20 protein-coding genes and 3 pseudogenes are annotated in these 26,227 nt (G+C 59.5%); 18 read left to right on the top strand and 5 right to left on the bottom strand.

The window, feature by feature from the left end:
* Positions 1 to 14 precede the first annotated feature (14 nt).
* The 5 genes from sS8_RS14630 to sS8_RS14610 all read left to right on the top strand — a co-directional run bounded on the left by sS8_RS14630 (position 15) and on the right by sS8_RS14610 (position 5,934).
* Positions 15 to 848, top strand: coding sequence for an SWIM zinc finger family protein (locus sS8_RS14630; RefSeq protein ID WP_119630251.1), 834 nt, complete (start codon positions 15 to 17; stop codon positions 846 to 848).
* Positions 849 to 1,004: 156 nt separating this feature from the next.
* On the top strand, positions 1,005 to 1,214 hold the full coding sequence (locus sS8_RS14625) for a hypothetical protein (protein ID WP_119630250.1): 210 nt from the start codon (positions 1,005 to 1,007) through the stop codon (positions 1,212 to 1,214).
* A gap of 337 nt (positions 1,215 to 1,551) precedes the next feature.
* A complete protein-coding gene (locus tag sS8_RS14620) occupies positions 1,552 to 2,064 on the top strand; it encodes an RNA polymerase sigma factor (RefSeq protein WP_232020319.1) in 513 nt (170 codons plus the stop codon).
* Between the two features lie 114 nt (positions 2,065 to 2,178).
* The gene (locus sS8_RS14615; RefSeq protein WP_170161089.1) at positions 2,179 to 3,120 is read left to right on the top strand and encodes a FecR family protein; all 942 of its coding nucleotides are present in this window, start codon (positions 2,179 to 2,181) and stop codon (positions 3,118 to 3,120) included.
* A 243-nt stretch (positions 3,121 to 3,363) separates the two neighbouring features.
* Positions 3,364 to 5,934 (top strand): TonB-dependent siderophore receptor, encoded by a 2,571-nt coding sequence (locus sS8_RS14610; RefSeq protein WP_119630248.1) that lies wholly within the window; start codon positions 3,364 to 3,366, stop codon positions 5,932 to 5,934.
* A gap of 262 nt (positions 5,935 to 6,196) precedes the next feature.
* Here the strand turns inward: sS8_RS14610 and sS8_RS14605 are convergent, their stop codons facing one another.
* On the bottom strand, positions 6,197 to 8,131 hold the full coding sequence (locus sS8_RS14605) for a tetratricopeptide repeat protein (protein WP_119630247.1): 1,935 nt from the start codon (positions 8,129 to 8,131) through the stop codon (positions 6,197 to 6,199).
* 450 nt (positions 8,132 to 8,581) lie between these two features.
* On the opposite strand from sS8_RS14605, the gene sS8_RS14600 reads away from it, so the two are divergent.
* The 12 genes and pseudogenes from sS8_RS14600 to sS8_RS14555 form a co-directional block, all read left to right on the top strand.
* The gene (locus sS8_RS14600) at positions 8,582 to 9,406 is read left to right on the top strand and encodes an SDR family oxidoreductase (protein WP_119630246.1); all 825 of its coding nucleotides are present in this window, start codon (positions 8,582 to 8,584) and stop codon (positions 9,404 to 9,406) included.
* A gap of 188 nt (positions 9,407 to 9,594) precedes the next feature.
* Positions 9,595 to 11,634, top strand: coding sequence for an amylo-alpha-1,6-glucosidase (locus tag sS8_RS14595; protein WP_197716530.1), 2,040 nt, complete (start codon positions 9,595 to 9,597; stop codon positions 11,632 to 11,634).
* Positions 11,631 to 11,843, top strand: coding sequence for a hypothetical protein (locus sS8_RS28695; RefSeq protein WP_197716529.1), 213 nt, complete (start codon positions 11,631 to 11,633; stop codon positions 11,841 to 11,843). Before sS8_RS14595 ends, sS8_RS28695 begins: the two co-directional genes overlap by 4 nt.
* Before the next feature lie 15 nt (positions 11,844 to 11,858).
* Positions 11,859 to 12,443 (top strand): annotated as a pseudogene (locus tag sS8_RS29985) (cytochrome P460 family protein); the annotation flags it as partial.
* Positions 12,433 to 13,365 (top strand): protein-methionine-sulfoxide reductase catalytic subunit MsrP, encoded by a 933-nt coding sequence (msrP, locus tag sS8_RS14585; RefSeq protein WP_408631148.1) that lies wholly within the window; start codon positions 12,433 to 12,435, stop codon positions 13,363 to 13,365. The pseudogene sS8_RS29985 and the gene msrP, both read left to right, overlap by 11 nt.
* Positions 13,366 to 13,674: 309 nt before the next feature.
* A complete protein-coding gene (locus sS8_RS14580) occupies positions 13,675 to 14,640 on the top strand; it encodes an IS110 family RNA-guided transposase (RefSeq protein ID WP_084161956.1) in 966 nt (321 codons plus the stop codon).
* A 348-nt stretch (positions 14,641 to 14,988) separates the two neighbouring features.
* Positions 14,989 to 15,312: a DUF3301 domain-containing protein gene (locus sS8_RS14575; protein ID WP_197716528.1), complete on the top strand. Its 324-nt coding sequence runs from the start codon at positions 14,989 to 14,991 to the stop codon at positions 15,310 to 15,312.
* A gap of 5 nt (positions 15,313 to 15,317) precedes the next feature.
* The gene (locus sS8_RS28155; protein WP_170161088.1) at positions 15,318 to 15,470 is read left to right on the top strand and encodes a hypothetical protein; all 153 of its coding nucleotides are present in this window, start codon (positions 15,318 to 15,320) and stop codon (positions 15,468 to 15,470) included.
* 40 nt (positions 15,471 to 15,510) lie between these two features.
* Positions 15,511 to 16,359, top strand: coding sequence for a hypothetical protein (locus sS8_RS14570; RefSeq protein ID WP_119630243.1), 849 nt, complete (start codon positions 15,511 to 15,513; stop codon positions 16,357 to 16,359).
* Positions 16,360 to 16,457: 98 nt separating this feature from the next.
* Entirely contained in the window at positions 16,458 to 17,474 is a 1,017-nt protein-coding gene (locus tag sS8_RS14565; RefSeq protein ID WP_119630242.1) for an NAD-dependent epimerase/dehydratase family protein, read from the top strand.
* A gap of 292 nt (positions 17,475 to 17,766) precedes the next feature.
* Positions 17,767 to 18,897, top strand: coding sequence for a Rieske 2Fe-2S domain-containing protein (locus sS8_RS14560; protein WP_232020318.1), 1,131 nt, complete (start codon positions 17,767 to 17,769; stop codon positions 18,895 to 18,897).
* A 480-nt stretch (positions 18,898 to 19,377) separates the two neighbouring features.
* A pseudogene (locus sS8_RS14555) lies at positions 19,378 to 19,818 on the top strand (hypothetical protein); the annotation flags it as partial.
* Between the two features lie 36 nt (positions 19,819 to 19,854).
* Here sS8_RS14555 and sS8_RS14550 read toward each other — a convergent pair.
* The 3 genes and pseudogenes from sS8_RS14550 to sS8_RS14540 form a co-directional block, all read right to left on the bottom strand.
* Positions 19,855 to 20,409: pseudogene (locus tag sS8_RS14550) on the bottom strand (IS630 family transposase); the annotation flags it as partial.
* The gene (locus sS8_RS14545) at positions 20,340 to 20,807 is read right to left on the bottom strand and encodes a helix-turn-helix domain-containing protein (RefSeq protein WP_119628163.1); all 468 of its coding nucleotides are present in this window, start codon (positions 20,805 to 20,807) and stop codon (positions 20,340 to 20,342) included. The gene sS8_RS14545 and the pseudogene sS8_RS14550, both read right to left, overlap by 70 nt.
* Before the next feature lie 256 nt (positions 20,808 to 21,063).
* Complete coding sequence (locus sS8_RS14540; protein ID WP_119630240.1) at positions 21,064 to 22,392, bottom strand: transposase; 1,329 nt, start codon at positions 22,390 to 22,392, stop codon at positions 21,064 to 21,066.
* A 492-nt stretch (positions 22,393 to 22,884) separates the two neighbouring features.
* On the opposite strand from sS8_RS14540, the gene sS8_RS14535 reads away from it, so the two are divergent.
* Complete coding sequence (locus sS8_RS14535; protein ID WP_119630239.1) at positions 22,885 to 25,131, top strand: TonB-dependent receptor family protein; 2,247 nt, start codon at positions 22,885 to 22,887, stop codon at positions 25,129 to 25,131.
* Positions 25,132 to 25,812: 681 nt separating this feature from the next.
* On the opposite strand, the gene sS8_RS14525 is transcribed toward sS8_RS14535, so the two are convergent.
* Positions 25,813 to 26,172 (bottom strand): hypothetical protein, encoded by a 360-nt coding sequence (locus sS8_RS14525; protein ID WP_119630237.1) that lies wholly within the window; start codon positions 26,170 to 26,172, stop codon positions 25,813 to 25,815.
* Positions 26,173 to 26,227 lie beyond the last annotated feature (55 nt).

The raw sequence follows: 26,227 nt of genomic DNA, 5'->3' as shown, positions 1-26,227 counted from the left end.
CACGGGGGCGAACCATGAAAACCGTACGTACCTGGTGGGGACGCAAATTCATACAAGCGCTCGAAGCATTCACCGATCCGGCCCGGCTGGCGCGCGGACGCGGCTATACCGGCAGCGAACGCATCAAGTCCTGGAATGTCCGGTCGAACCGGGTTTCGGCGACGGTTCGCGGCAACGTCAATCCCTATTTCGGCATTTACAAGGAGCCGTACTACCAGACCCTGGTCGAGCTGAAAACGATAGCCGCTTCCGACTGGAGCCGAGTGGTCGCTGACCTTGGCAGCCGCGCCGCTTTCGTCTCGCGCCTGCTGCTCAATGAAATGCCGGACAATATCGAAGAGCCGTTCGAAGCCTTGGGACTGCGCCTTCTACCCCGTGACGCCAAGGACCTGAAGACCGATTGCTCCTGCCCGGACTGGGCCAATCCCTGCAAACACGTCGCCGGCCTTTATTACTTCCTGGCGGCGAGACTCGACCAGGATCCCTTTCTATTGTTCGAGCTGCGCGGCCTGTCCCGCGAAGAACTCATGAAGCAACTGCGGGCGACCCCGCTCGGGCGGGTGCTGGCGGATGCCCTGAGCGAGCAGGAGGAACCGGTGAGTACCGTCGACTCCTATTTCACGCGTCCGCGTCCGCAGCCCTTGCCGAGCGCGGTGGCGGCGGAACGGTTCTGGCGTCTCGGGAAGCGCTTGCCGGAGCGGATCGAACCCGCCGTCCCGCCCGCGGTTCCGGCCTTGCTGATCAAGAAGGGGGGCGATTTTCCGGAATTCTGGGCGCGCGAGAATTCTTTCGTCGAGACCATGGAAGCATGTTATGAAGCGATCAGAAAACGCGGCAAAGTGTGGTGAGATTCCTTCGGCGACCGTTGTTTGAAGGCGTACAGGCGCTTTTTCCCCTCCATCGGCGGGAATTGGCCGATATCGGCGCCGAGAGTTATCTCGCCGTTCCGCTGGTCGATCGGGCGGCGAGGCTAATGGGCCCCGGGCCTGATCGACGACGAACCCATGAAGCGGGAGTCCGGCGGATCTCTCCGTATTCAAGATCTTCGCCGCGTGGACCGAGTCTCCGAGCTGCCATTGGAGTCCGTGGAGCGCGGTCACCTGCCGAAAGTCCTGGAAGAGGCCCGCTGGACCAGCGGAGGCAAGACCGGCGCCGCCGCGCTCTTGGGATCAACCCCGGCACCCTCCGTTTTCGCATGCACAAGCTGGGGATAAGGCGGCCCAAGCAGGGCTGACCGGCGACGCCCATAGCCCGGATCGAACGCGGTGAGATCTGGAATGCAAGCCGATGTCGTGGTGAGGCTCGAACCCCGCCGTCCACATTTTCACTCCTGCCCGACGCGGCCGGCCAATAAAGATTGCGGAATGTATTGCCGGCAATCTCCCTCACCGTTTGACGCACGCAGTCTTTATCGGACCAACTGCGTGATATGCCTCACTCTTGCGGATGCTTCGCGGCCAATTTAACGCAAAACATTGAAATCATTGGGTGAGATCGGCAGGGCTCGATTGTTGCTTGCCATTCGGGCAGTTCCGTGAGCCAAGGACTCCCATGCCTTTCATGTTTTCGCTGTCTATTCTCTCCCTAGGGAAGCTGGTGCAAGATTACGATTCCGAAATCCGCCGGGTGCTGACCCGCCGCCTGGGTTGCGTGGAGACCGTCGCCGACATCCTCCAGGAAACCTATCGGCGGCTGGCCCAAGGCGAACTCTGGCGGCAGGCCGAAAATCCCCGGGCCTTGATGTATCGCATCGCTTTCAATCTCGCGACCGATCATGAGCGGCGCGCCAGGACCGAGAGCCGGTACCTCGCCGACGACGCCGAGCTTGAAGACGTCGCGGGTACGGCCCCCGACCCCGAAAGAATCATCGAGTCGCAAGAGCGGCTGGACCGGCTGTATCGAGCCGTCCGGAATCTTCCGCCCCGCTGCCGGCAAGTGTTCATCCTGAGGAAATTCGAGGATCTGAGCCAGGCCGAGATTTCAGAACGATTGGAGATAAGCCGCAGTTCGGTCGAAAAACACCTGCGCAAAGCCCTCGCCATTCTTCGCGACAGCCTGGATTGAGCCCTTTTCCGCAATCGCCGATTCCTCATTCTGCCGTCTGCCGCGTCTTACTGGGATAGAATGGCGGAAATCGTCGGCCGTTCGCCTTTGTTCCTTTCAAGGTATCCATTGCCCATGAACCAACCCCGTCTCGCCAAAGCTCTGCGCGAAGAAGCCAGCCATTGGTGGGTCAAGCTCGACAGCGGCGAACTCGGCGACGCCGACCGCGAGGCCTTCGAAGCCTGGCGCGCGCAAAGCGCCGATCACCGGGCGGCCTTCGCCGAAATTTGCGCGTTTTGGGGCGAATTGGACGCGCTCAAGCCGCGCTTCGTTCCGAATCGTGCCACCGCCGGGCCTCGTAAGCCCGCGAGAGCCCGCTGGGCCGTGGCCGCAAGCCTGCTCCTGGCGCTGGTCGTGGTCCCTTTGCTGGCGACAAGACCCGAATACCGGAGCGTGATCGGCGAAATCCGCACCATCAAGCTGGAAGACGGCTCGATCGTCCATCTGAGCAGCGGCAGCGCGTTCGACACCGACTTCGGCCCGAACCGGAGGCATCTCGAACTGCTCGAGGGCGAAGCCTGGTTCGAGGTCGCGCACGATCCCTCGCGGCCGTTCGTGGTGCGGGCGGGAAACGGCACGGCCACCGCTCTCGGAACCGTCTACGATGTCAAGAACATGGACGGAAAGGTGCAGGTGACCGTGATCGAAAGCCGGGTCGAGGTCGATTACCGGTCGCCCGGTTCCCCGAATCGAAAAATCGTCCTGGCGGCGGGCCAGCAAACCACCTATACCAACGACTCCGCTCCCTCGGAAGTCCGCTCGGCCGATCTCGACGCCGTTTCCGCCTGGCGCCGCGGTCGGCTGGTCTTCGAAAACAAGCCGCTGGGGGAGATCGTCACCGAACTCGGCCGTTACCATCGAGGCCTGATCGTCATTACCGACAAGGCCTTGAGGGCGCGTCCCGTGAACGGCGTGTTCCGCACCGATGATCCCGCCGGCGTCATCGCCGCGCTGGAGAATTCCTTGGGGCTTAAAATCACCCGGTTTACCGATTACCTGATCTTGCTGCATCCGTGACCGTCCGCCAGTGTAGCCCGGATGGAGTGAACGAAATCCGGAGTGATTCATGCCAACGTAGCCCGGATGAAGCCTGCGGAATCCGGGATGATCGAAGTTTCGGATTGCCCGCATTCCGCTACGCTGCATGCGGGCTACGAAAAGTCGATTTTCGACTTCCGGATTTCCCCGAGCTCCGCGTCATACCAAAGGAAGCCGCCCACTGCGGCGGAAACAAAACGATAGACGCAACTCGGGGGAACCATGACACAGAAACAGTCCGACAAACGCTCGGAGCAAGGGAGACTAAACCGCTGCGGTGGACCATTCGCCGCGATACTTTCAACCGCCGTGGCGTGTTTCCAGGGCGGCACGCCGAGCCTGGCCGCCGAACCGCCCGTCACCGGCACTCGACAAACCTATGCCATCGCACCGGGCCCTTTGGCCTCCGCCCTGAACCGCTTCGCCGAAGCCAGCGGCGTGCAGCTCGTCTACGACAGCGCCTTGACCCGTGGCCTCAAAACCCAAGGACTTTCCGGCACCTATGGGCCCCGGGAAGGTCTGCGGAAACTGCTCGACGGCAGCGGCCTGAGCGCCCGCCCGAGCGGCCAAGGGTCTTATACGATCGAGAAAACCGCCCGTGACGACTCTTCCGCCCTAGGAGGCGAAATGCTGGCGCTGGACAAGGTCACTGTGGTCGACAACGCGGAGGCGGATTACGATCCGACCGATCCCTACGACAAGACCTACACCGTTTCCGATACATTTCCGGCCACCAAGACCGACACGCCGATCATGGAGACGCCGGTGTCGATACAGGTAGTACCGCGAGCGGTGATGGAGGATCAGAAAACCACGCGGATTACGGACGCACTGGAAAACGTCAGCGGGGTTCGTCCTCAGTCTTCCCTTGGCGCGACCGGTGGTTTCATCGTCCGCGGGTTTCGCAATCCCTTGATCTACCGCAACGGCTTGATGTCCATACCGAGCGGTTTTCGTTCCGAATTCGATACGGCCAATCTGCAAAGCGTCGACGTGCTCAAGGGGCCGGCATCGGTCCTGTTCGGTCGCACGGAGCCCGGCGGCTTGATCCATATCACGACCAAAAGGGCGCTCGACATACCTTATTACTCCCTGGAACAACGGTTCGGCTCGTACGATTTTTACCGCACCGAATGGGACGCGACCGGCCCGATCACCGATGACAAGACCTTGCTGTATCGCTTCGCCGGTTCCTACCAGAACAACGAATCGTTTCGGGATTTCGGTTCCAATGACAGAATCATGGTCTATCCCAGCATCACCTGGCGGCCCACCGAATCGACGGATTTCACCCTCAACATCGAAGGGCTCGATCAGGACTACCAAGGCGATTATGGCGTGCCCGTCATCGGCAAGCGCCCCGCGGACATCCCGATAAGGCGCGCCTTCGGCGATCCCAACGACCCGTTGGACAACATTTCCAGGGTGTTGCTGGGTACCGAAATCAACCATCGGTTCAACGAGAACTGGGCCATCCATAACCGATTCCTCGCCAATTTCGGTCATGGAGACGAAACCTTTCTCAACCCTACGCCGGCCTTTGGAAATGCGTTGAATCCCGCTACCGGCATCCTGCAGCGCAATGTCTTTTTCCAGCGATACGATAGCGAGGGCTACACCACCAACCTCGATCTGACCGGCAAGTTCCGGATCGGCCCGACTCAACACGAGGTCCTGGTGGGATACGACTATTTCCGGTCCTTCACCCAATACCGCACCCAAGGATTTTACAACACCCCCAACCCGGCGCTGGCGATCAACATATTCGACCCTTCGCCCAGTTATGGAATCGACAAAGCCGTATTTGACAGCGCCGTATTGGAGACGGAATTTGCGAATAACCGCTCGGTAATCAAAGACGAATGGCACGGCGTTTATTTCCAGGACCACATCACCTTGTGGGACAAGCTGCATATCATGGGTGGTGGCCGTTACGACTGGATCGAAACGGGAAGAGGCCGGGGCAGCTCCTTCTCGGCGGCCGACAAAAACCTGCCCGACACCATCCGGAAAGACGACGGATTCAGCCCCCGCGTGGGCATTCTCTACCAGCCTTGGCAGTGGCTGGGCGTTTACGGCAATTGGACGACCTCGCTCGGCGCCAACAACGCTGGGATATCCGCAACCGGGAAGCCGTTTGATCCGCAAACCGGCGAGCAATTCGAAGCGGGCATCAAGACCGCTCTGTTCGATGAGCGCCTGATAGCCACTTTAGCCTACTACCACATCACCAAGGACAACCTGCTCACGCCCGACCTGACGACGGCTGATCCCGACGACCGCGTGGCGATCGGCCGGCAGCGCAGCCAGGGTATCGAACTCGACGTAACCGGCCAGATCACGGATCACGCCAGCGTCATCGCCAGCTATGCCTTCACCGATGCCCGGATTACGAAGGACAACCGTACGCTGAACGGCGTGGTGAGAGGTTATGAAGGTAACCGTTTGACCAACGTCCCCGAGCATGCCGCGAGCCTATGGATCAAATACGACGTCAACGGCTACGAAGCGCCGGAAGGCTGGAGTTTCGGCGTGGGCGGCGTATTGGCGGGGCAACGCGAGGGCGATGTCGAAAACAGTCTCCAGCTGCCCGGCTACGTGCGCATGGACGCCTTCGCGGCATACCGATTGAAAGTCGGGCCGACGCGCGTCACGACCCAATTCAACATCCGCAACCTGCTCGACAAGCGGTATTACGAATCGACCGATCCGGACATCAACGTGTCCCCGCGCCTCGGCGTTTACCCCGGCGCACCGCTGACGGCGGTGGGTTCGGTACGTGTCGAGTTTTGAGGTAGTCAGCCGGTTAACCGTATTCCGCTGTGCTGCTTGCGGGCTACGAAACTAACCAACTGCGTCGCCGTTCCGGCAGGGATTGCCGGAACCCAGGGATTGAGGATGGTATGGTCTATCACACCCATGGGTCCGGGGTGCCGGGATTACGGTTTTGACCGAAATTCCTTGCTATTCAGTCGTCGCTTGGGATAGGACGTTTTCCGGAAAGGCGGGTTACGCGTGTCCGTTAACCCACCCTACGAACTGCCGTTAATAACGTTTATAGGCTCTCTAGTATTTTCTGCCATTCGTCCGGAGTGTAACCAGCTTCCAACCTCAGGCCGGCAAGATTCCACTGGATTTGGATTTCACCTAAACCCGTTGATCGGGACAGCCAAAAGTAGTTGGCGAAAATTTTTCGAAGATCGGGATGGATTTTTCCGCTGATAAGTGAGGACTTCAGAAGAATCAACACGGCTTGGTGCATCATTGGCTCGGCTTCGGCATTTCGACCGGTTGCCTGTAACAGCAACGCAACGTTGTTCAAGTGTGTGGCAACCTTCGGATCCTCTCGTCCAAAATGTTTTTCATCAATGGCTAACGCCCGCCGGTATAACGGTTCAGCTTCGGAAAAACGTTTCTTCGCAGACAATAGCTGAGCAAGATTATCTAGGTGCGGGGCGATATTGGGGTGCTCCGATCCAAAGCTCTTTTCGCTAATGGCTAGGGCTCGTCGATACAGAGGCTCCGCTTCTAGCGGGCGGTGCAGGAAGAACAAACAGCGGGCGAGATTATTTAGCTGGACGGCGACTTGGGAATGTTCCCTTCCGGATGTTTTTTCTTGGATCGCCAATGCTCGGCGAAACAGCGGCTCAGCCTCTACAAATCGGTTCTTAGTGAATAGAAATTGAGCGAGACTATCAAGGTAAGTAGCGACATAGGGATGCTCAGGTCCAAGCGTCTTCTCGCCGATGGCTAACGCTTGACGAAATAACGGTTCCGCTTCTTCTAAACGTTGCAATGCAAACAATAACTGGGCGAGATTGTTGAGACTGACGGCGACCTGGGGATGTTCCGGCCCTAAGCTTTGTTTCGTTATAGCGAGAGCATGGCGGTATAACGGTTCTGCTTCTGCTGGTCGGTTCATGTCCAGCAATAATTTGGCATGGGAGGACAGTTGGAATGCGGTTTGCGGGTTTTCCCGGCCTTCACAGCGTTCTACCAATGTTACAGCTCGCCGCATAAAAGGCTCGGCTTCGTCCAAGTGATTCTCGGCCTTCAATAATTCTGCGAGATTTCTTACGGAAACCGCTCCTGGACAAGAAAAACCTGCCGTCGAACTCTTGTCATAAATGGCCATTGCCCGGCGGTACAACGGCTCGGCTTCGCGGGCCCGATGAGTTGCGTAAAGCAGGTCGGCGAGATCCACTAGATGTCCGATCAGATCAGGATGTTCCGGACCCAAAGTCCTTTCTCCTATCAGGAGCGCCTCCCGATAGCGGGTTTCCGCTTCTGTGTATAGCTTTCGATGTTGGAAGTAAGAACCCAGATTACCTAGAACGGCTATCCGATCTTCATCTCGTTCCACCAGGCGTTCGGCTTCCTTGAACTCTCGTTCCGCGGCATCCCAATCGGGTTTCCCGTGTTCAGTAATAAGGTACAGTCCAAGCCGGTTATGAACTTCCCACCATCCGCCATCGAGCGCAACAGCCTCTAAGATCGCCTGCCGTGCGTGCTCACGTTCGAGTTTCACAGCGTAGAGGTCAGACTTCAAAACGGCGGCTTCGGCCAATCGGCGAGGCGCTTCTCGATGAAGCTCCCGCCCCTCGGCTAGGTTCTTTTCAAGAAACTCCAACGCAAAATCCACGTGACGTTTCTGTACCAGGACCGTCGCTCTATGGACCAAGCTGGATTCGGTGCCCGGAATGGCAAACTCGGCAGAGCGCGTTGATCGAGCGATGTCCGGAAGTCGTCCTCTTGCGTTTGCGAGCAGATGGTAGAGTCGGTCAAATTCGGATGGCGGCGCGCCTCGTGCACGCATTTCCTCACGTTTCTGTCCGAAGCTGTCATGAATCTTTTCTTCAAACTTTGCGCGGAGGATCATGGGATCGATTTTGACGCTCCGGGACATACAGGCGCTGAGGGCTATTCCAAACAGCAGGACCAAGGCGATCGGATGGACAAAAGAAGCGGCAAAACCAATGCGGACAGACATCGGAATATCCCTAACGAAATCAGAGCGGTGTCCATTGTGCCGGGATTCTGGATTTGTCGCCACCGTATGGAATTTTGGCACTGTGGACAGGGTTACGCTCAGCAAACTTTCCTACAAAATCCAAATAGACCTCCACTCATACCACTCACAATTATTGGTGGCCCCGGCATTTTCGCGGAATTCTGATAACTATTTGTAACTGCGCCGGTTTTTCTTCTAGGTCGACCGTGGCGGGACGATTGCTCACGTGAATATCTCGCGAGTCGGTCTTGCGCAGAAAACACTAAAGCCCCTATCGGGAGAAAGATCATGAAAAATTCCGCATCCATCGTTTCTTCCGCTAGCGTATGGTGGGTGCCTCGCCGGAGCCGGGACGGCAACTCAGCGGGCGAGTCATGGCGTTTCCCGCTGTCGAACAGCTAGACCTTATTTGATTAAGAGGAGCGAGCCATGAATTCGAGCCTTAATTCAGCGCGGCGCTTGCTGGAAGGTCAGTGCGCCATCGTCACCGGCGGCAATACCGGCATCGGCGCGGCCATCGTCGAAGGGTTTGCCGAAGCCGGCGCCAGGGTGGTGGTGAATTACGTCGCCGAAGCGGAGAAAGCGGATGCCCTGGTGAAGCGCATCCGCGGCAACGGCGGCGAAGCCGTCGCCGTCGAGGCCGACGTGAGCCGCGAGGACCAGGTGCGGACTCTGTTCGATGCCGCCATCAAGGCTTTCGGAGGCGTCGACATCCTGGTGAACAATGCCGGATTACAGCGGGATGCGCCCCTGACCGAAATGAGCCTGGACGACTGGGAAACGGTGATCCGCGTCAACCTGACCGGGCAGTTTCTGTGCGCGAGGGAAGCGGCGCGGGAATTCATCCGCCGGGGCGTGAATCCGGAGGTTTCGGTCTCGGCCGGCAAGATCATTTGCATGTCCTCGGTGCACGACGTGATTCCCTGGGCCGGCCGCGTCAACTACGCGGCTTCCAAAGCGGGTGTCGCGATGCTGATGAAAACCCTGGCCCAGGAACTGGCGGTCCATAAGATCCGGGTCAACGGCATTTCGCCGGGCGCCATCAAGACCTGCATCAATTACGACGCCTGGATGACCCCGGAACGGGAAACCCGGCTGCTGGAGTTGATTCCCTACGGGCGGATCGGACACACCCGCGATATCGCCAAGGCAGCGGTTTGGCTCGCTTCGGACGAATCGGACTACGTCACCGGCGCCACCCTGTACGTGGACGGCGGGATGACGCTTTACCCCGGTTTCGAGGACGGAGGCTGACAGTTGTGTATCATCAGATCTGATCGATTTTCGGGACCGGTGATTCGTGGAAATCTTTCGAAGACAGCCTTGCTTCGGCGGGTTACGGCGCACTCGACCTTGGGCGATCGGCGCCCGGAGAGTTACGGTATGCGTCTAACGCACCCTGGGAAATCGCAGATTTCCGTTACCAGAGGTAGGGCAACATCGTGATCAGACCCGACTTCATCCGCTTCGGCCGGGAAATCTGCGGCAACCTGACCGAAGCCGAACGCCGCGAATGGTGGCTAGCGGACGGCTTGGGCGGATACGCCGCCGGTACCCTGACCCGCCGTTATCACGGGCTGCTGGTGGCGCCCCTGGCGCCGTCCCTCGGCCGCTCCCTGGTGTTCTCCAAGGCCGACGCCTGGCTGGCGCTGGACGGAAAAACCCGGCCCCTGTGCAGTAACCGCTGGCCCGGAGACATCATCGATCCCGCCGGCCACATCCATCTCGAGAGCTTTCGCCTGGACGGACGCATGCCGGAATGGGTCTACGCCTTCGGCGATTTTCGGCTGACGTTCCGGCTTTGGCTGGAGCCGGGGGCGTCCACCGTATACCTCGCGTACCGCGCCGACTGGCCGAAGGCGCAGACGCGGGAGCCGGCGCTCCGCATCAAGCTGCTGGCCAACGCCCGCGACCACCACGGCAATGCCGAGCCCCGGCGGTTCAATCCGGCGATCGAGCCGGACGGGGCGGACGGGCTGATCGTGCGGAATCCGCCGGGCTCCGGCTCCGCGCCTTACCGCCTGAGCTTCAAGGCTCCGGGCGGCGTCATTCGGCCGGACCGGACCTGGTACGAAAATTTCGATCTTCCGTTGGAACGGGCACGCGGGCTTCCCGACCGGGACCATCATCTGTGCGTGGGCGAGTGCCGCCTGCCTCTGGCCAACGGCGAGTGGAGCGGCCTGACCGCCAGCCTGCATGCCGACGCGTCGCCCTCTGTCGAGGAGGCGATGCACCGCCGTCAGGCATACGACGACGGCGTGCTGGCCCGCGCCGCCTTGTCGGTGCCCGAGCTGCGGGACGCGCCGGACTGGATTCGGCAGCTGGCGCTGGCGGCGGACAGTTTTCTGTTTGCGAGGCGGCTTCCCAACGGAGATGACGGCGTATCGGTCATCGCCGGCTATCCCTGGTTCGGCGACTGGGGGCGGGACACCATGATCGCGCTGCCGGGACTCCCCCTGGCGACCGGGCGCTGCGACGAGGCCCGGCGCATCCTGGAAACCTTCGCCCGCTTCGTCGACCGGGGAATGCTGCCCAACGTGTTTCCCGAGGGTAGTGCCGTGCCGGAGTACAACACGGTGGACGCCGCGCTCTGGTACATCGAGGCCTGGCGGGCCTATGTCGATGCCACCGGCGACTTGGCGGCGTTGCGCGCGGTTTTCCCGGCGTTGCGGGAGATCGTCGCCGGCTACCGTTCCGGCACCCGCTTCGGGATCGGGATGAGCGAGCGCGACGGCCTGATCCGGGCCGGCGAGCCCGGCGTGCAGCTCACCTGGATGGACGCCAAGGTGGGCGACTGGGTGGTCACGCCCCGCATCGGCAAGCCGGTGGAGATCAACGCCCTTTGGTACAACGCGCTGCGCGTCATGGCGGATTTCGCCGGCCGGCTGAAGCTGGCTGGAGACGAATACGAAACGCTGGCCGAATTCGTCCGCCTGGGGTTCCGGCGTTTCGTCCATCCGAACGGCGGGCTGTTCGATGTGCTGGACGGACCCGGCGGCGACGATGGGTCGCTCCGGCCCAACCAGATCCTGGCGGTCAGCCTGCCTTACAGCCCGCTCAGCCCCGACCGGCAGGCGGCGGTGCTGGCGGTCTGTGGCAAGACCCTGCTGACGTCCTACGGCCTCCGCTCCCTGGCGCCGGGCCATGCCGATTACCGCTCCGGCTACCGGGGCGGCGTGCGGGAGCGGGACGGGGCCTATCACCAGGGTACCGTCTGGGCCTGGCTGCTGGGGCACTACGCCCTGGCCGAATTCCGGGTGAGCGGCGACGCCGGGCGGGCCTTGAGCCGCCTCCAACCGATCCGCGATCACCTGTTGGACGCGGGGCTGGGCACCGTCAGCGAAATTTTCGACGCCGATCCGCCGCACGCGCCGCAAGGCTGTCCGTCCCAGGCCTGGTCCGTGGCCACGGTGCTGGAAGCGTGGTGGCGGATCGGCAAAACCAGGCAATCCGATAACCGAACCGAGAAGGAAAAACCATGAACTACTTAGTACGAACGATCGTCCTGGCCGGCGCCGTGTTTTCGGCCGGCGTCCGGGCTGACGAGCTTGCGGCCGGAACCTACGCCGATTACGTGAGCGAGGCGGGCGAAATCCGGCTGCCGGAAGGGTATCGGCAGCGCTGGAGCCATCTGGGGTCCTGGATTGTCGCCGACCAGAAAGCGCCGGGACACGGCTTTCACGACGTCTAAACCCAACCCGAAACGGTCGAGGCCTTTCGGAAAACCGGCCGGTTCCCCGACGGCGCCGTCCTGGTGAAGGAAATCCGCAAGATCGAGTCCGGCTCCAGGACCACCGGCCCGGCGCAATGGGCGGGGGAGAACGCCGTCTGGTTCGTGATGGTCAAGGACGCCCGCGGCCGTTTCAAGGGAAATCCCAATTGGGGAGAGGGATGGGGATGGGCGCTCTACCAGGCAGGCAACCGAAATCTCAACGTTTCCAAGGGCTATGCCGAGAGCTGTCTTTCCTGTCATGAGCCGGCCAGGGAACCGACCTGGTTTTCGTCGAGGGTTATCCGACGCTCAGGCCTTACTCCATGCGGCATTCGAGTGAACATTATTAATCAGGCCCGTAAATACCCTCCTGGTATTTACGGGCCGCCGCCCAGGCCGGTACACGCCCGGCCTGGGCTCACGCGGCTTGTCGCAGCGCCGGGGCATCCCTGCCCCGGATTAACCCGGCCTATATTTATAGGCCGGGTTAATAATCGTAGGATGGGTAGAGCGAAGCGAAACCCGTTGAAAGCGATTTGGAATCAGCCCGTTCAAGAGGTCAATCGCCATGCTGATTAAGAAACCCTCCGATATCAAGCTCTCGGAGATCACCCCGCGCGAGCTGTTCTACGGGCGAAGGCGCTTCCTGCAACTCGCGGCCGGCGCCTCGGCCCTGGCTCTCGTGCCGCCCGGACTCGCCGCCGGCGAGAAGCTGCCGGATGTCCGGAAAAGCGATTACGTGCTGCCGGACAAGGCCACGCCTTACGAGGACATCACCCGCTACAACAATTTCTACGAGTTCGGTACCGACAAGGAAGCGCCCGCGCAACGGTCGGGAAGCCTCAAGACCCGGCCCTGGACGGTGGCGGTGGAGGGCGAAGTCCGCAAGCCCAAGATCTACGATATCGACGAGCTATTGAAACTGGCGCCGCTGGAAGAGCGCGTCTATCGCCTGCGCTGCGTCGAAGCCTGGTCCATGGTGGTGCCCTGGGTGGGCTTTCCTTTGGGGGAACTGATCAAGCGGGCGGAACCCACGGGCAACGCCAAGTTCGTGGCGTTCACTACCCTGCTGGACCCGGAGCAGATGCCGGGCCAGCGCTCGGCGGTGCTGGACTGGCCCTATGTCGAAGGGCTGCGCATGGACGAGGCCATGCACCCCTTGACCCTGCTCGCGGTGGGGCTGTACGGCGAAGTCCTGCCCAAGCAGAACGGCGCGCCGATCCGGCTGGTGGTGCCCTGGAAGTACGGCTTCAAGAGTGCCAAATCCATTGTGCGCATCCGCTTCGTGGAAAAGCAGCCGGTTTCCACCTGGATGAAGGCGGGTACGCGGGAATATGGGTTCTACGCCAACGTGAACCCGGAGGTCGACCATCCCCGCTGGAGCCAGGCCAAGGAGCGCCGCATCGGCGAATTCTTCAAGCGTCCCACCTTGCCGTTCAACGGGTATGGGAATCAGGTGGCGCAGCTTTATGCGGGGATGGATTTGCGCAAGTTCTTTTAGGGCGGTTCGTGCCGGGGTCAGGTAGGTCGGCAACCCTTTGCCGACGAAGGTGTCGGGAAGGGATTCCCGACCTTGTATTATGAATTCCGTGTGGTTCGGAAGGGGTTGGAGAAGACTCCCGACCGGTCACCCCAGGCCTGGAGGGCGCTCCAGGTTTGAGCGACTGGATGCCGTTCCCGCCCTTGGGACACCAAGCCCGTTGCGTAGATCGATGCAGCAGTCGCTCACCCTCATCGAGCGATCGAACAGTATCTTCGGCCCGGCTTGCCGGCAGCCCGCATTCACAAGGTAGATCATTTGAGGTTCATGATGCCCACGTTTTATCTCGGAATTGACGTCGCCAAAGCCAAACTGGACTGCGCGTTACGCCTCCCCAACGGGAAGTTCCGAACCAAAGTCATCGCCAACTCCCAAGACGGGTTCGCCACCCTCGTCACTTGGCTCACCGGCCCAGAGGCACGGAATGTTCACGTGTGCATGGAAGCCACTGGGGTGTATTGGGAAGACGTCGCCCAGTGCTTGGCTACCCAAGGGTTCACTGTCAGCGTCATCAACCCCGCCCAAATCAAAGCCTATGCCGCTTCCCGCTTAACCCGGACCAAAACCGATGCCGTCGATGCGCGCCTCATCGCCGAATTTTGCGCCGAACGCCATCCGCCTCCCTGGCAGGCGAGAAGCGAAGCCGAAATCGCCTTGCGCGCGCTCGTGTTGCGTCTGGATGCGTTGCAAGCCCTGCGGACCCAGGAAAGTAACCGCCTGGAGGTCGCCCGGGACGCGGTGCGCACCAACATTCAAGAACACCTGAATTGGCTCGATCAGCAGATCAAGAGCCTGATCAAAACCATCAATGAGCACATCGACTCTAACCCCGATCTGAAGGGAAAGCGCGAATTACTCGAGAGCATCCCCGGTATCGGGGAACGCACCATCGCCATTCTGCTCGCCTTCTATGCCGAGCCCAGCCGCTTCGCCAATAGCCGACAAGCCGTCGCCTTCGCCGGGCTCGACCCGCGCCGGCAGGAGTCCGGAACGAGCGTGAAAACCAAGCCGCGGCTGTCCAAAGTCGGCCATGCCTTCTTGCGCAAAGCCCTCTACATGCCGGCTATGGTGATCCTGTATAAGACCGCTTGGGGCCAGCCCTTCAAGAACCGGCTCGCGCTCTCGGGCAAGCCCGCCAAGCTCATCATCGGTGCCATGATGCGCAAGCTCCTCCAGGTCGCTTTCGGCGTCCTCAAGTCCGGAAAACCCTTCGATCCAGCACTCCATGGCACTTGACCCGGATAACAGTATCTACAAAGCGGCACAGTCGTAGGTCGGCAATCCTTTGCCGACAAAGACGCTTGGTCGGGAGGCGGCGTCGGGAAAGGATTTCCGACCTACTTGCGAGCGCCCATACAGGTGGTACGAAACAGCTCCAGCTTTCGAATTGTGCGGGATGTACGGCTCTCGCGGGCCGGCGCCCTTAAGGAAGCTCTAAACAAGTTGATTCCGTTCATGCCCTTCGACAGGCCTGTCGAAGGACTTAATCAGAACTTCCTTAATGCTCCGGTGTGGCAATATGAGGCCTTCGATTTAACCTGCAAACGGAACTCCGCTTAGTTGGTTCCATTGGAGTGATTGATCTTGAACATTGTCTTTCTCCTCGTATTGGGAGGACTCGCCTGGTTATGGTTCGACAGCTTCGCGGCACGCGAAGCCGGCATCCGGGCCGTGCGGACGGCCTGTGAAGCGGACGGATTGCAACTGCTCGACGAGACGATCGCTCTCAGCAGTTTGCGGCTTAAAAGGAACGAAGCCGGGAGATTGGCCTTGGCGCGGGTTTACTCTTTCGAGTACAGCGATACCGGCGACAACCGCCGCCGCGGAAGCGTCCATCTGCTCGGCCACAAGGTCACGCTGCTCAATGTCGGGCTGCGCCTGGCGGCGTCCAACGGCAGACTGCGGTAGCGCGCATGAACTTCTATCTTTCCGCGAGCAAACCGCGGGTGAGCGCGCCGGGCGCCTGCCTTGGTGGCGGGAATCTCGAAATCCTGATCGAAGATCGACCGTGGAGAGTTCGTGAAAACGTGAATATGTCATTGGTGTCCAGCGGTTTTTTTGCTTAAGGTTATCGTATCCCTCGCTTGACGCCTCAAGGCAATAAAAATGGAAATCGTCTCTTATGTCGTCGATGAACCATTTGCCGAATCGACACGGTATTTCAAGATCGCTTTAGTCGCGTTTCTCAGCACGTTCATGATTTTCTCCGCGGTTTCCTTCCTCCTGTTTCGGATCAAGAAGAAAGAGGCGGAATACGAGAAATTGGTCAGGGTGCTCGGCATCAGCAACAACGAAGTGGAATTCTCCACGCGGGCGATCGGTGAAGAATACGCATCCGGCGATTATTTGTTGCCGCTCGCCTTCGTCACCACCGTATGCTTGTTCGGATTTTCCATGCTCTTGTTCGGTGCGGACTTGGTTTCGCTGAATCCCGGGAAAAGCAACATGTTATTGACCGGCATGTTGCCCAATAATGCGCTGATTTATCTCAGAGAGCGATTTCGCATTTTTTCCGAGAATTCGAATGACAGAAGCCATGACCTCCCGCTGCAGATGATCGAAGGCATCAATATGTTCCACAAGGTGAGATTGGGAGAAGTGGGAATAGATAATGCGCAGAATCTCGCCGAGGCCAATGTCATAGAATTATTCTTGAAAACCCCCTTCAATCCGAGTCAGTTGGTCGATTGGGTCGCTCAAGCCAAACTGTATGTCTATTTCAAGGAAGATATCGAAAAGCTCCGTCGAATCGGAATTCGGACCATTTTCGATCTTTGTCCGCTCTGCGAACATCAGGAACAACTCGCTCAATTGGCTGAAGAAGTACGGATTTCCAAGTTGAGCCTCGAAATGATCTGCGACCGATTGCGGGCGGATAACGGAGTGGCGCGTTTATATCAATTTCACGGGCTATTGAGCACCATGGATGTCATGAAGGAAACCTCGACGTTGTAGCAGCCCCGGTCGGCAAAAAACGGCCGATCTGCGCTAAGTCTTTTCCACGAGCGGATCGTGTTACCATCCGGTCTCGAACCACGGAAACCGGCCTCAGCATGTATTCGGGAAAAGTTCTCGTCACCGGAGCAACCGGCCATCTCGGCGCCAACCTGGTACGCCGCCTGCTGGCCGACGGCGAAGAAATCCGCGTCCTGATGCGCCGGGGACACGACAACGGGGCCTTGGCGGGGCTCGACGTGGAGCGGGTTTACGGCGATCTCCGGGATTTTGCGGCAGTTGACGCGGCCGTGCGCGGCTGTTCCCGTGTCTATCACAGCGCGGCCCTGGTTTCGACCATAGACGGGAACGCCGCCCATAAGCGCGAGGTATTCGATACCAATGTCCTCGGCACGCGGTACATTCTTCAAGCAGCCGCCCGTCACTCGGTCGACAAGGTCGTGGTTTCCGGATCGCTCAGCGCTACCGGCTACCAGCCCGACATTCCCAGCCACGAGGGTATGCCGTTCTATCCTTTCGATCGCCACCCGCCCTACGGCTTCAGCAAGCATCTGGTCGAACACGAAGCTCTGCGCGCCCATGCCGACGGACTCCAGGTGGTCGTCGCCACCGCCTGCGCCATCGTCGGCCCCCATGACTACGTGCCGTCGCGCATGGGACGCGTGCTCATAGACTACGCCCACGGCCGGCTCAGAGCCTATATCCCCGGCGGCTTCGAATTCGTCTCGACCCGCGATATTGCCGAAGGCCATGTCCTCGCCATGCGGAAAGGCCGTTCCGGACAGAAGTACATCATGAGCACCGCCTACGCCAGCGTCGATGAGCTGATGTCCCTTTACGAACAGGTGACCGGCCGGCCGCCGCCGCGGCTGCGCTTGCCGGCACCCGTCATGGCCGCGTTGGCGGAAGTGGCCGACAAAACCTGGTTCCGGGTATTTCCCAACCGGCCCAGGCGATTCACGCCCGCTGCGGTACGCCTGCTGCAGATGCGGCGCCGGGCGGATCACGAGAAGGCCAAACGCGAGTTGGGCTATGGTCCGACCAGCCTGGCCGAAGCGATTCGGGAAGCCTACGACGATTTCGTGCGCCGTGGTGTCATCGTCCCGCTGAAATAATACGGCGTTATTCCAAATCGCTTTCAATGAGGCATTCATTTTTTGTAGGGTGGGTTAGGCCGCAAGGCCGTAACCCACCGAAAGATCTCGAACCGGTGGGTTACGCGGAGCCTGTCCTGAGCTCCGTCGAAGGGCTAACCCACCCGATTAATGTTCTGCCATCCCTTGGTTACTGTGTGAAGGAAAGTAAAGCCCTATTCGAATCGCCCTCACCCCAGCCCTCTCCCAGAGGGAGAGGGAGTTCCTGTAGCTTTACTTTCTTGACGATTAGTAAATATGGAGAGTCCCGACGATGATGAATACGCGAGAGACATCCTTGCGGTCGCCGCCCGGTTTCGTAGAAGCCGGCAATTCGCGGCAAAAAGCCCGTGCCGCGGGCCTGGATCCGGATCGCTGGTACGCCGTGGAATACGACAGCGCCGTCAGGAAAGGGCAGGTGAGGGAAGTCGTTTTCTGGAACAGCGCCATAGCTCTGTTCCGGGGCGAGGACGGCGGCCTCGCGGCCGTGCAGAATCACTGTCCGCATCGCCAGCTCAAGCTCAGTCATGGCGTCGTGGAACGGTGCCATCTGCGCTGCGCCTATCACGGCTGGTCTTTCGACCGGGAAGGCCGGCTGGTCGATTATTCCCACGACAGCTTCGGCAAGCCGCTCATCAAGAGCCGCCTGCGCACCTACCCGGTACAAATCCGCTACGGCCTGATCTGGGTATTCCCGGGCGATCCCGCGCTGGCGGAAGAGCGTAAGATTCCGGAGATTCCCGAACTCACCGGCGACAATCCCTGGGCCAATTTTGCCGTGGATTTCACCTGGCGTACCCACCACTCCATGGTGATCGACAATATCTGCGACTTCGCCCATGCTTTCCTGCACCGGAAGTACCGCCCTTTCATCGACGCCAAGCTGACCCATCACGAGTCCGACGAGAATCGGGTTTACCTGACTTACGACGCTTACATGGCCGCCGGCCCGATTTCGGGGATCTTCGTCGACCGTAACCGGGTCAACACCCGCTCGATAGAGCTCTGCTACGAATATCCCTACCAGTGGACCAACACCGGCGACAGCATCAAGAACTGGTCTTTTCTGCTGCCCATCGACGAGCGGACCACCCGGGTGTTTTTTCTGTTCTATTTCGACAGCGTGAAAATTCCCCTGATCTCCGCGAAAACGCCGAAATGGCTGACCCAGATGGTGCTGAATATCGCCAAACATTGGGTGTTCAAGCCCATATTGCTGGAGGACGGGGTTGCCCTGGAAGCCGAGCAACGGGGCTACGAACGGCATTGGGATGCACCGCCCATAGAACTCAATCCCGTGGTGCCGCTGTTCCAGCAGTTGACGGCGCGCAAGTGGGAGGATTATCTCGCCCGATCGGCGGCACCGGCGCGCGGGGTCAGGCCGGGAGAACCGGCCGCACGGTAGCGTCCGTCCGAGAGCACATACGGAGCTGCGCAAGCGTGGTGGTCCGGTATGTCGAGAATGATTGGATACGCGGGACGGAACAGACTCGACACCTATCCCGGGTGGAGTTTATGAACGGCTTGCGGGAGGGGCGGTATGAAATTCATCGGACCCGTTATTAATCAGGTCCGTAAATACCAGCAGGACTTACGCATTTCGCCCCTTCTTCTCTCAGGGAGAAGGTTGGGATGAGGGGATCAAAAAGGAAAATGTCCTTATTTCTCATCCCCCTCACCCCAACCCTCTCCCTTTGGGCTTACCTTTGCCCACAAAATAAGAAAATGTCAAAAAATCAACATTATTCTGGAAAAGATAGAAAGATAACAAATTATTGTTTTTAAAACATTTTTGAGATTCATGGGCAAAGGTAAGCCCAAAGGGAGAGGGAACCGAAAGCACTTCTGCGTAAGTCCTATACCAGGATGGTATTTACGGGCCGCCGCCCTGGCGCGGTTTGCTGACACCTGGGACGCGAAATACCCGGTCATCAGCGAAAGCTGGCGGGCGGCTTGAGCGCGCTTGACCGTGTTCTTCGATGATCCGCCGGACAGATTGGCCGGGAGCCAAATTTGGATGCACCGGCGCGCGAAGCGGGCAGCGCAGGATGCGCTGCCTCAAATCCGCAAAGTGTTGTATACCACCAACGCCATCGAATCGCTCAACTTCAGCCTGCGCAAGCTGCTTAAGACCCGCGGCGCGTTTTCAATCGCAAACGGTGTCTTCGGGAGCGCCGGAGCCACCCTTCCAAACGATGAGGCGATTCTGAAAGTCCTGTACCTCGGGCTGCAGCGGATCGAGAAGAAATGGACCATGCCGGTCCAGGATTGGAAGCGGGCTTTGAACCACTTCGTGATCCTCTTCGGCGAAAGGGTTACCCTATGAACTAACTCCAGTTACACAGTTACAGCGTTTTCAATTTCAGACGGTTACTAAAGAAAAGTCCTCGGCCTGTTGGAAATACCCTTGAGCATCATTCGGGGTAATGGATTGGGCGGCTCGGTGAAGGATGTCGAGGAGATGGTCCACGGTGCGTGGCTTCTCGCGTTTCAGGACGTGCTTGACTTTGGACCACGCTTCCTCACTCGGATTGAGTTCCGGTGAGTACGGCGGCAGGTAGACATAACGGACGTGATGCCGGTCCAGAAACGCCCGGACGGCGCGCGCCCGGTGGACCGGATGGCGGTCGAGAATCAGGGTCTTGCCGGCGAGCAAGAGCGGCAGCACATAGACGTCGAGGTACGCCACGAAACGTTCCGCGGTCAGCGGGCCTTGATAGCACCACTGGGCGTCCAGGCCTTGCTCGGTCAACACGGCGACGGTGTTCACGGTCTCGCCGGGCGACACCGGCTGTTCGTCGATCACGCGTTCACCCCGTGGGGCGCGGCCATAAGGCAAGGTCATGTTCAGACGGGCACCGGTTTCATCGAGGTAGAGGCGCTGGTCGAAGGGGATGGCATCGACGACGTGGTGATAGTGCTCGGTTTGGGCTTGATGCTCCGGGCGGTTCTTCTGGGGATCGTAGGTGGACTTTTTTTTCGCGTGATCCGGAGACGCCGGAGGGTGTTGAACATCGTGCCGACGCTGACGGTGACGCCATAGGTGTCGGCATAGCGTTCACGGAGTTCCTCCAGGGTGAGGTCCACCTCCTCGCGGAGCAGGGCCTGCAAGTACAGTTCGCCCTCGGCGGAGATGGCGCGCGGACGGCCGGCATGGCTGGGCTTCGGGGCCAATTGGCCGGTTTCGATGAAGAGCTTCTTAAGCACGTGAACGGTGTTCGGGCTGACCCGGAACAGCGCGGCCGTCTTACGCACGCTGTGCGTCAGGGCGTAGCTGAACATCCGGATTCTCAGATCGAGTGAGTACGCTTTCATGACACGACTCCAAGGTAATGTTCACTCTTCGACCGCCAGTAATCGCAAAAATTTAAATTTGCTGTATCACAACGTCATACCTTGCTCCGTTCCGGATTAGCTCAAAAAAATCAGGATCCCTTGTTTGCACAGTAGAAAATTTGGCTAACGTTGCGAATTCGATTAATTGCTCTTCAGCATAAACAGGAACACTAAACGGGCCCATAAACAATAGCCCCATGATAAGGAGCCAAGCTCAGCCCTTTTAAGGTGTCCGCTATTGATCCCGGAGCAACTTGTACGTGGAGACATGGGGCTGTTTGGGATCATACGGTTTTTTCTGGGGAGGCTTTTTGGGGCCGCGTCCATGTTTTTTGAGGCTGTCCAAGCGGACGTTCCGCGCCACGTCGCGAAGCCAGTGAGCGAACTGGACCGGAGGACAGGTCGCCAGGAATTGCCAGTCGAGGGCCTCGCCCAGCAGGAGCAGTGCGCGGAAAGTCGCGCTGATCTCATGCGCGATGTCATAGGAGGACACGCCCTTAGAGACGGGTTCCGAGTGGGCACTGTCGAGCGCTGCACGCATGACCGAGAAGACGTTGTAAGTGACCAGGGCCAGGCAAAATCCGAACAGAGCCGCTCGCGGATAGGCCAGCGTATTGAGTTCCGAGGCGAAGTGCTGCTCGAGGTGTTGGAACGCGGTTTCCAGGGGCCAGCGCTTCCGGTACAGGCGGGCCACGGTGGCGGCGTCAACCGTGTCTGGCAGGTCGGTGAGCACGTCGAGATGAGTGTCGCCGTCGCGGGTCGGTGCGGGGAGTTCGATGCGGACGCACCGGTAGGTGCGGCCTTCCACTTCGATCCGTTGCTCGAAGAGGCGCTGGCCCTCCTCCCCCCCGACAGCCGGGGCGAAGGGGGTTTGTTCCCCGAAGGGGAGGCTCCCGTGCCGGCGCACCACCACCGCGGCCTGACGTTCCTGGAGGCCCCGCAGGAAGCCGAGGGTGCAGAAGTTGCGGGCGGCGATCCACACCTCTCCGGCCTGGACGGTCGGCAGCACGGCTTCCAGCAACGACCGTTCCTGGGCGTGGCCGTCCTCGCAAGGGACGACCTCGACCAGCAGGCGGCGCTCCGGGTCCAGCACGACCCGGGACTTGCCCGGCAACGCGGCCGCGGCAAGCCCCTGGTGGACGCCCAGCCGCTTCTCGCTGGCTTCCAGGCAATTCCCGTCCAGGATGCGCACGGCATAGCCGGGCAACCCGGGTTCCGGCGGGCAGTCCAGGGCGTCGAGGAGGGCCGACAAATCCCCTGCGGTTTCCCGGACCAGCGCCGCCGAGACGGCGACTTCGATCCCTTTGAGCTTGTCATACAGGGCGACGACCGAGACGTTCAGTTCCTGCTGGCGGTCTGGGTACGCGGCGTGGGTCGAGGGATACACGCGCAGAACGACGGAGAGCAGCAGATCGCAGACCGTGGAGAACAATAAGTCACGGGTGTATTGCTCGCGCGCGTGCGCTTCGAACAAAGCCTCCAGCCGTTCCGCGGCAAAGCAGCGCTCCAATAACCCGCGCAGCAAGCTCGAGAGGGGCATTTTCCGGCAGAGCAGTTCAATCATAACGAGTGGGGTATCCGAGGTGATAGGCGGGGTGAAATCAAATCAGGAATCAGGGCAGACATACTCGCGTTTTTGATTCCACCTTTAAAGGGCTGGGAGCCAAGCTCTACTGTTGTAACACGTTTTCATGTTCTTCCTCCCTATAGATTTCTTCCTCCCTATAGATCGTCACCTGCACATTCGAACAACGAGCGCGTTACACTTTTACTACTTTTGTATCTGCAAGGCACGTTATTTTGTTGACGTATTTCGCACATTCTGCATCGAGAAAGGCGGTCATCGCTCGAAGCGAAACAGTCACCCCACTTGTTTCCGAGATCGTTATGCGCTTTTTCCATGCCCTATTTTTGGTATTTGGCCTGTAACAAAATATGAACATTTCCCATTAATAGTCAGGGTATTTTCCTTTTTGACGAAAGCCTATTACTCGTCTCCGCCCGATAACGTTTAATCGTCTCCTTTATCGACAAGAAAAATACTCAAGGGGGGGGCATGACTCGATTCATTACTTCAAGACTCTTGTTCAGCACCGCGATGAGCGTTGTTTTCGAACTGATTTCCATCGAAACGGCCACGGCGGAACAGCAGGAGGCGAACGTAGACATAAGCAGAGCAGGCACATCGTCTCAGGCCGTCACGACGCTACCGACCATCGACGTGCAGGAGATTCTGCCGCCGAGCATCGATGCCGCGCCCGGTGCAACGGCGGTTCTTACCGCCGAGGAGATCGAAAAACTTCGGCCTCTGACTTTGCACGACACCTTGAATTTCATGCCCGGTGTGCGCACGCTGGACGACGATGTTTTTGGGCGCCGTTCCGGCATCGGTATCCGCGGAGCGCCGGCGCGGCGGTCGCGCAAAGTGCTCTTGATGGAGGACGGCACACCGATCAACGCCTCAACCTATCTGGACCCGAGCGCACACTATACGCCGCCCACGGAACGGCTCGAGCGTGTCGACGTGCTGAAAGGAAACGGTCAGATTCTCTACGGTCCGCTCAACAATCACGGCATCATCAACTTCCGCAACAAGCGTCCGACCCTGGTGCCGGAAACAACCATAGAAGGGGCGGTCGGCGAAAACAACACGTCCAAGCAGCACTTCATGCATCGACGCACGGACGGCTCCGTCGGGACTGTGATCTCCTATACCCGGTACGAAGTGGAAGACGGATTCGATGTGGAAAGCATGGAATTTCATGATTTCTTCGGCAGCCTCGACTGGCAGATCGATTCCCGACATGACCTCCGCGTGTCTTTTACCCATTTGCGCGAGCGTTCCCACTACGATGAGAGCAATTTGACGCCGCAGGAGTTCAAGATCGCGCCGAGGCGGAAGAAGGGCCGTTTCGGCCAGGAATACGATACGATCGCGGTCGACTACTTCAAGGGCGACATCACGCATAATTTTCAAATCAACGACGACTGGTCGATGTCCACCAAATTCTTCGTGACCGATCTCGACCGGCCGCGCTTCACGGTAGACCCCGGCGAGTACGCAGTCGGCGCCTTGCCGGAACTCGTTCTGGACGATGGCGACGGAACCTTCGTGAAAGGGCCTAACGGCAATGGGCGGATGATCAGCCGTAATCGTCATTACAGCACCTACGGGATCGAGAGCCGCATGGAATACGGCAACGTCCAGGCATTCGGTCTGGATCACACGTTTCAATGGGGCCTACGCTTCGAGCGCCACCTGTTCGAAGACAAGCGCACGAGAGGCGAGGTGGGCGAGGTAATCGACGTGGATAACCGCGGCACATTGACCCGCGACGAACGCTATCAGGCTTCGGCTTATTCGGCCTTCGTGCAGGATGCCATGCGTTTCGGCGACTGGACGATAACTCCGGGTCTTCGCATGGAGCACTACACCCAAAACAAGACGCGCGTCTTCGATGCTAGCAGCGGCCCTCGACCGAAAGAACAAGACCACACTTCGATTCTGCTGCCGGGCATCAGCTTTCTTTATAGCGGCTTCACCGACACTCAGATTTTTGCCAGCGTGCAGCGCGGTTACACGCCGGCCCCGGCGCGTGGCAGCGACTTCCCTCTGGTTCCCGAGACCGGCATCAACTCGCAGATTGGGGTACGCTCCAGCTTCCTGAAAGGCGTCAATTTCGAACTGGCGGGCTTCTACAACGTCTTGAACAACACGCTCGTGCAGCTCCCTTTCATCGACCCGAACACCGGGCGGGATATTTTTATCAATGCGGAAGATTCCGAAGCCGTCGGTGTCGATGTCGCGGTGCGGGTCGACTCGTCCGCTTATTTCCAGTCGCCCTATAATTTCTTCGGTATGCTGGCCTACAACTATACGGATGCGAGATTCACCGAAGGCGTCAGCAAGGGTAATCAAGTGCCCGAGGTTCCGCTGCACACGGGTAGTTTGACCTTGGGCCTGGAACACGCCAGCGGCTGGCATATCAGCGCGACCCTGACGCATATGGACAGCTTCTTCACCGATCCGGCCAACACCCGCGATCCCATCCTGACGGACGAAGATGGCGAGCGCCTGGGGCCCGACGACGTGATCGATCTGCGCGAGCCCATCGTTCTGGGTGCCGTTCCTAGCCGTACCCTTCTTTCGGCGCGCGCGAGCTACGCTATCCCGAACACGCCGGTGACGCTCTGGGTGCAAGGACGCAATCTGACGGACAAGCTATATATTTCCGACTATTCGAACGGCTTGCGCCCGGGCGCAAGCCGAACAGTCATCGGCGGTGTGACGATACGCTTTTGAGAAGGACCTGAAGCGGTAACCCGTAGCGAGCATGTGGGAACATTGAGAATTCCGTAACTCCCATGTTCCGGTAATGCGCTGCAAGGCGGTGAAAGAAAAACCTCTTGTCAGCATGGCGGCCTGGTTCCATGCACTCAGCCAAAGGTCCGTGATGATTCGCCGACATAAGGAGGGCGTAGACCGCGGGTCCGCTGCCGGCCTGCCTGGGGGTGGATCATTCGGTGCGTGCGGTCGACGCCTGTGGATGGGTTGGACTTGGCGGGCCCGAGCTTTGTGCGGATGGCAGCGTACCCGAGCACGGCGGGCCAGCCGGCTTTCCCGTCGGTGGCGCTGCCGAAGCTTTACCTCTATGGCTAGCTAAATCGGGTGCGCAGCAGCCGGGGTCTGGAAAAGGAATGCGATCGCAACTTGGACGCGAGCCGGCTGCTGCGGGGGCTTACGCCGTGCTGCCGGACGATCGTGGACTCCGCCAGCGGATAGGTCGGAAATCCTTTTGCAATCGCAAACGGCGCCTTCGGGAGCGCCGAAACCGTCCTTCCCGACGCCGCGTCCCGTCCGGGCACCTTCGTCGGCAAAGGCTTGCCGACGAAGATTATCTACTCTGGCTGAAGCCTCCAAGAATTTCCGCCCGGCCTGTTTCGTCGTACACGCGAGATGAAACCGGCCCGGCCGGCGCTCCGGTCAGCGACTGCGCCTGCCGCCGGGCGCCATTCCGCCATCGCCGGGACCCATTCCGCCGCCTCCCGGTCCCATTCCACCGCCCGGCCCCATGCCCCGTCCTCTCGCGGGCGGCTCGTCCGGTAGCGTCATGCCTCGTTCGTTAGCTCGCTCTTTCATGCGTTCGTGATGTTCCTCCCGGATTCGCTCCCGTTCCTCAGGGGTTTTGGCGGAGCGCATCCTGGTGCGATATTCGTCGCGTTCCTTCGGCGTCATGAGCTGGCTGCCATAGACTTGCTCCTGCTGCCCGGCGGCTAAGGTCACGCCCGCAGACAGCGAGAGGGCAGCCGTCAAGCCGGAAGCGATCAGCGTTCGTTTCACCATTCTAAATTCCTCCTTAAGCTATCGTTCTGGCTGTTCGATAAAACGCCACAAAAAC

It is taken from the genome of Methylocaldum marinum (assembly GCF_003584645.1).
GTDB classification, from domain to species: Bacteria; Pseudomonadota; Gammaproteobacteria; order Methylococcales; family Methylococcaceae; genus Methylocaldum; species Methylocaldum marinum.
This window is presented reverse-complemented; position numbering and strand designations above follow the sequence as displayed.

Bases quoted from the DNA above. Each gene is read 5' to 3' on its own strand.
- sS8_RS14630 (WP_119630251.1), top strand. From the start codon at position 15: ATGAAAACCGTACGTACCTGGTGGGGACGCAAATTCATACAAGCGCTC.
- sS8_RS14625 (WP_119630250.1), top strand. From the start codon at position 1,005: ATGAAGCGGGAGTCCGGCGGATCTCTCCGTATTCAAGATCTTCGCCGC.
- sS8_RS14620 (WP_232020319.1), top strand. From the start codon at position 1,552: ATGCCTTTCATGTTTTCGCTGTCTATTCTCTCCCTAGGGAAGCTGGTG.
- sS8_RS14615 (WP_170161089.1), top strand. From the start codon at position 2,179: ATGAACCAACCCCGTCTCGCCAAAGCTCTGCGCGAAGAAGCCAGCCAT.
- sS8_RS14610 (WP_119630248.1), top strand. From the start codon at position 3,364: ATGACACAGAAACAGTCCGACAAACGCTCGGAGCAAGGGAGACTAAAC.
- sS8_RS14605 (WP_119630247.1), bottom strand. From the start codon at position 8,131: ATGTCTGTCCGCATTGGTTTTGCCGCTTCTTTTGTCCATCCGATCGCC.
- sS8_RS14600 (WP_119630246.1), top strand. From the start codon at position 8,582: ATGAATTCGAGCCTTAATTCAGCGCGGCGCTTGCTGGAAGGTCAGTGC.
- sS8_RS28695 (WP_197716529.1), top strand. From the start codon at position 11,631: ATGAACTACTTAGTACGAACGATCGTCCTGGCCGGCGCCGTGTTTTCG.
- msrP (WP_408631148.1), top strand. From the start codon at position 12,433: ATGCTGATTAAGAAACCCTCCGATATCAAGCTCTCGGAGATCACCCCG.
- sS8_RS14580 (WP_084161956.1), top strand. From the start codon at position 13,675: ATGCCCACGTTTTATCTCGGAATTGACGTCGCCAAAGCCAAACTGGAC.
- sS8_RS28155 (WP_170161088.1), top strand. From the start codon at position 15,318: ATGAACTTCTATCTTTCCGCGAGCAAACCGCGGGTGAGCGCGCCGGGC.
- sS8_RS14570 (WP_119630243.1), top strand. From the start codon at position 15,511: ATGGAAATCGTCTCTTATGTCGTCGATGAACCATTTGCCGAATCGACA.
- sS8_RS14565 (WP_119630242.1), top strand. From the start codon at position 16,458: ATGTATTCGGGAAAAGTTCTCGTCACCGGAGCAACCGGCCATCTCGGC.
- sS8_RS14560 (WP_232020318.1), top strand. From the start codon at position 17,767: ATGATGAATACGCGAGAGACATCCTTGCGGTCGCCGCCCGGTTTCGTA.
- sS8_RS14545 (WP_119628163.1), bottom strand. From the start codon at position 20,807: ATGAAAGCGTACTCACTCGATCTGAGAATCCGGATGTTCAGCTACGCC.
- sS8_RS14540 (WP_119630240.1), bottom strand. From the start codon at position 22,392: ATGATTGAACTGCTCTGCCGGAAAATGCCCCTCTCGAGCTTGCTGCGC.
- sS8_RS14535 (WP_119630239.1), top strand. From the start codon at position 22,885: ATGACTCGATTCATTACTTCAAGACTCTTGTTCAGCACCGCGATGAGC.
- sS8_RS14525 (WP_119630237.1), bottom strand. From the start codon at position 26,172: ATGGTGAAACGAACGCTGATCGCTTCCGGCTTGACGGCTGCCCTCTCG.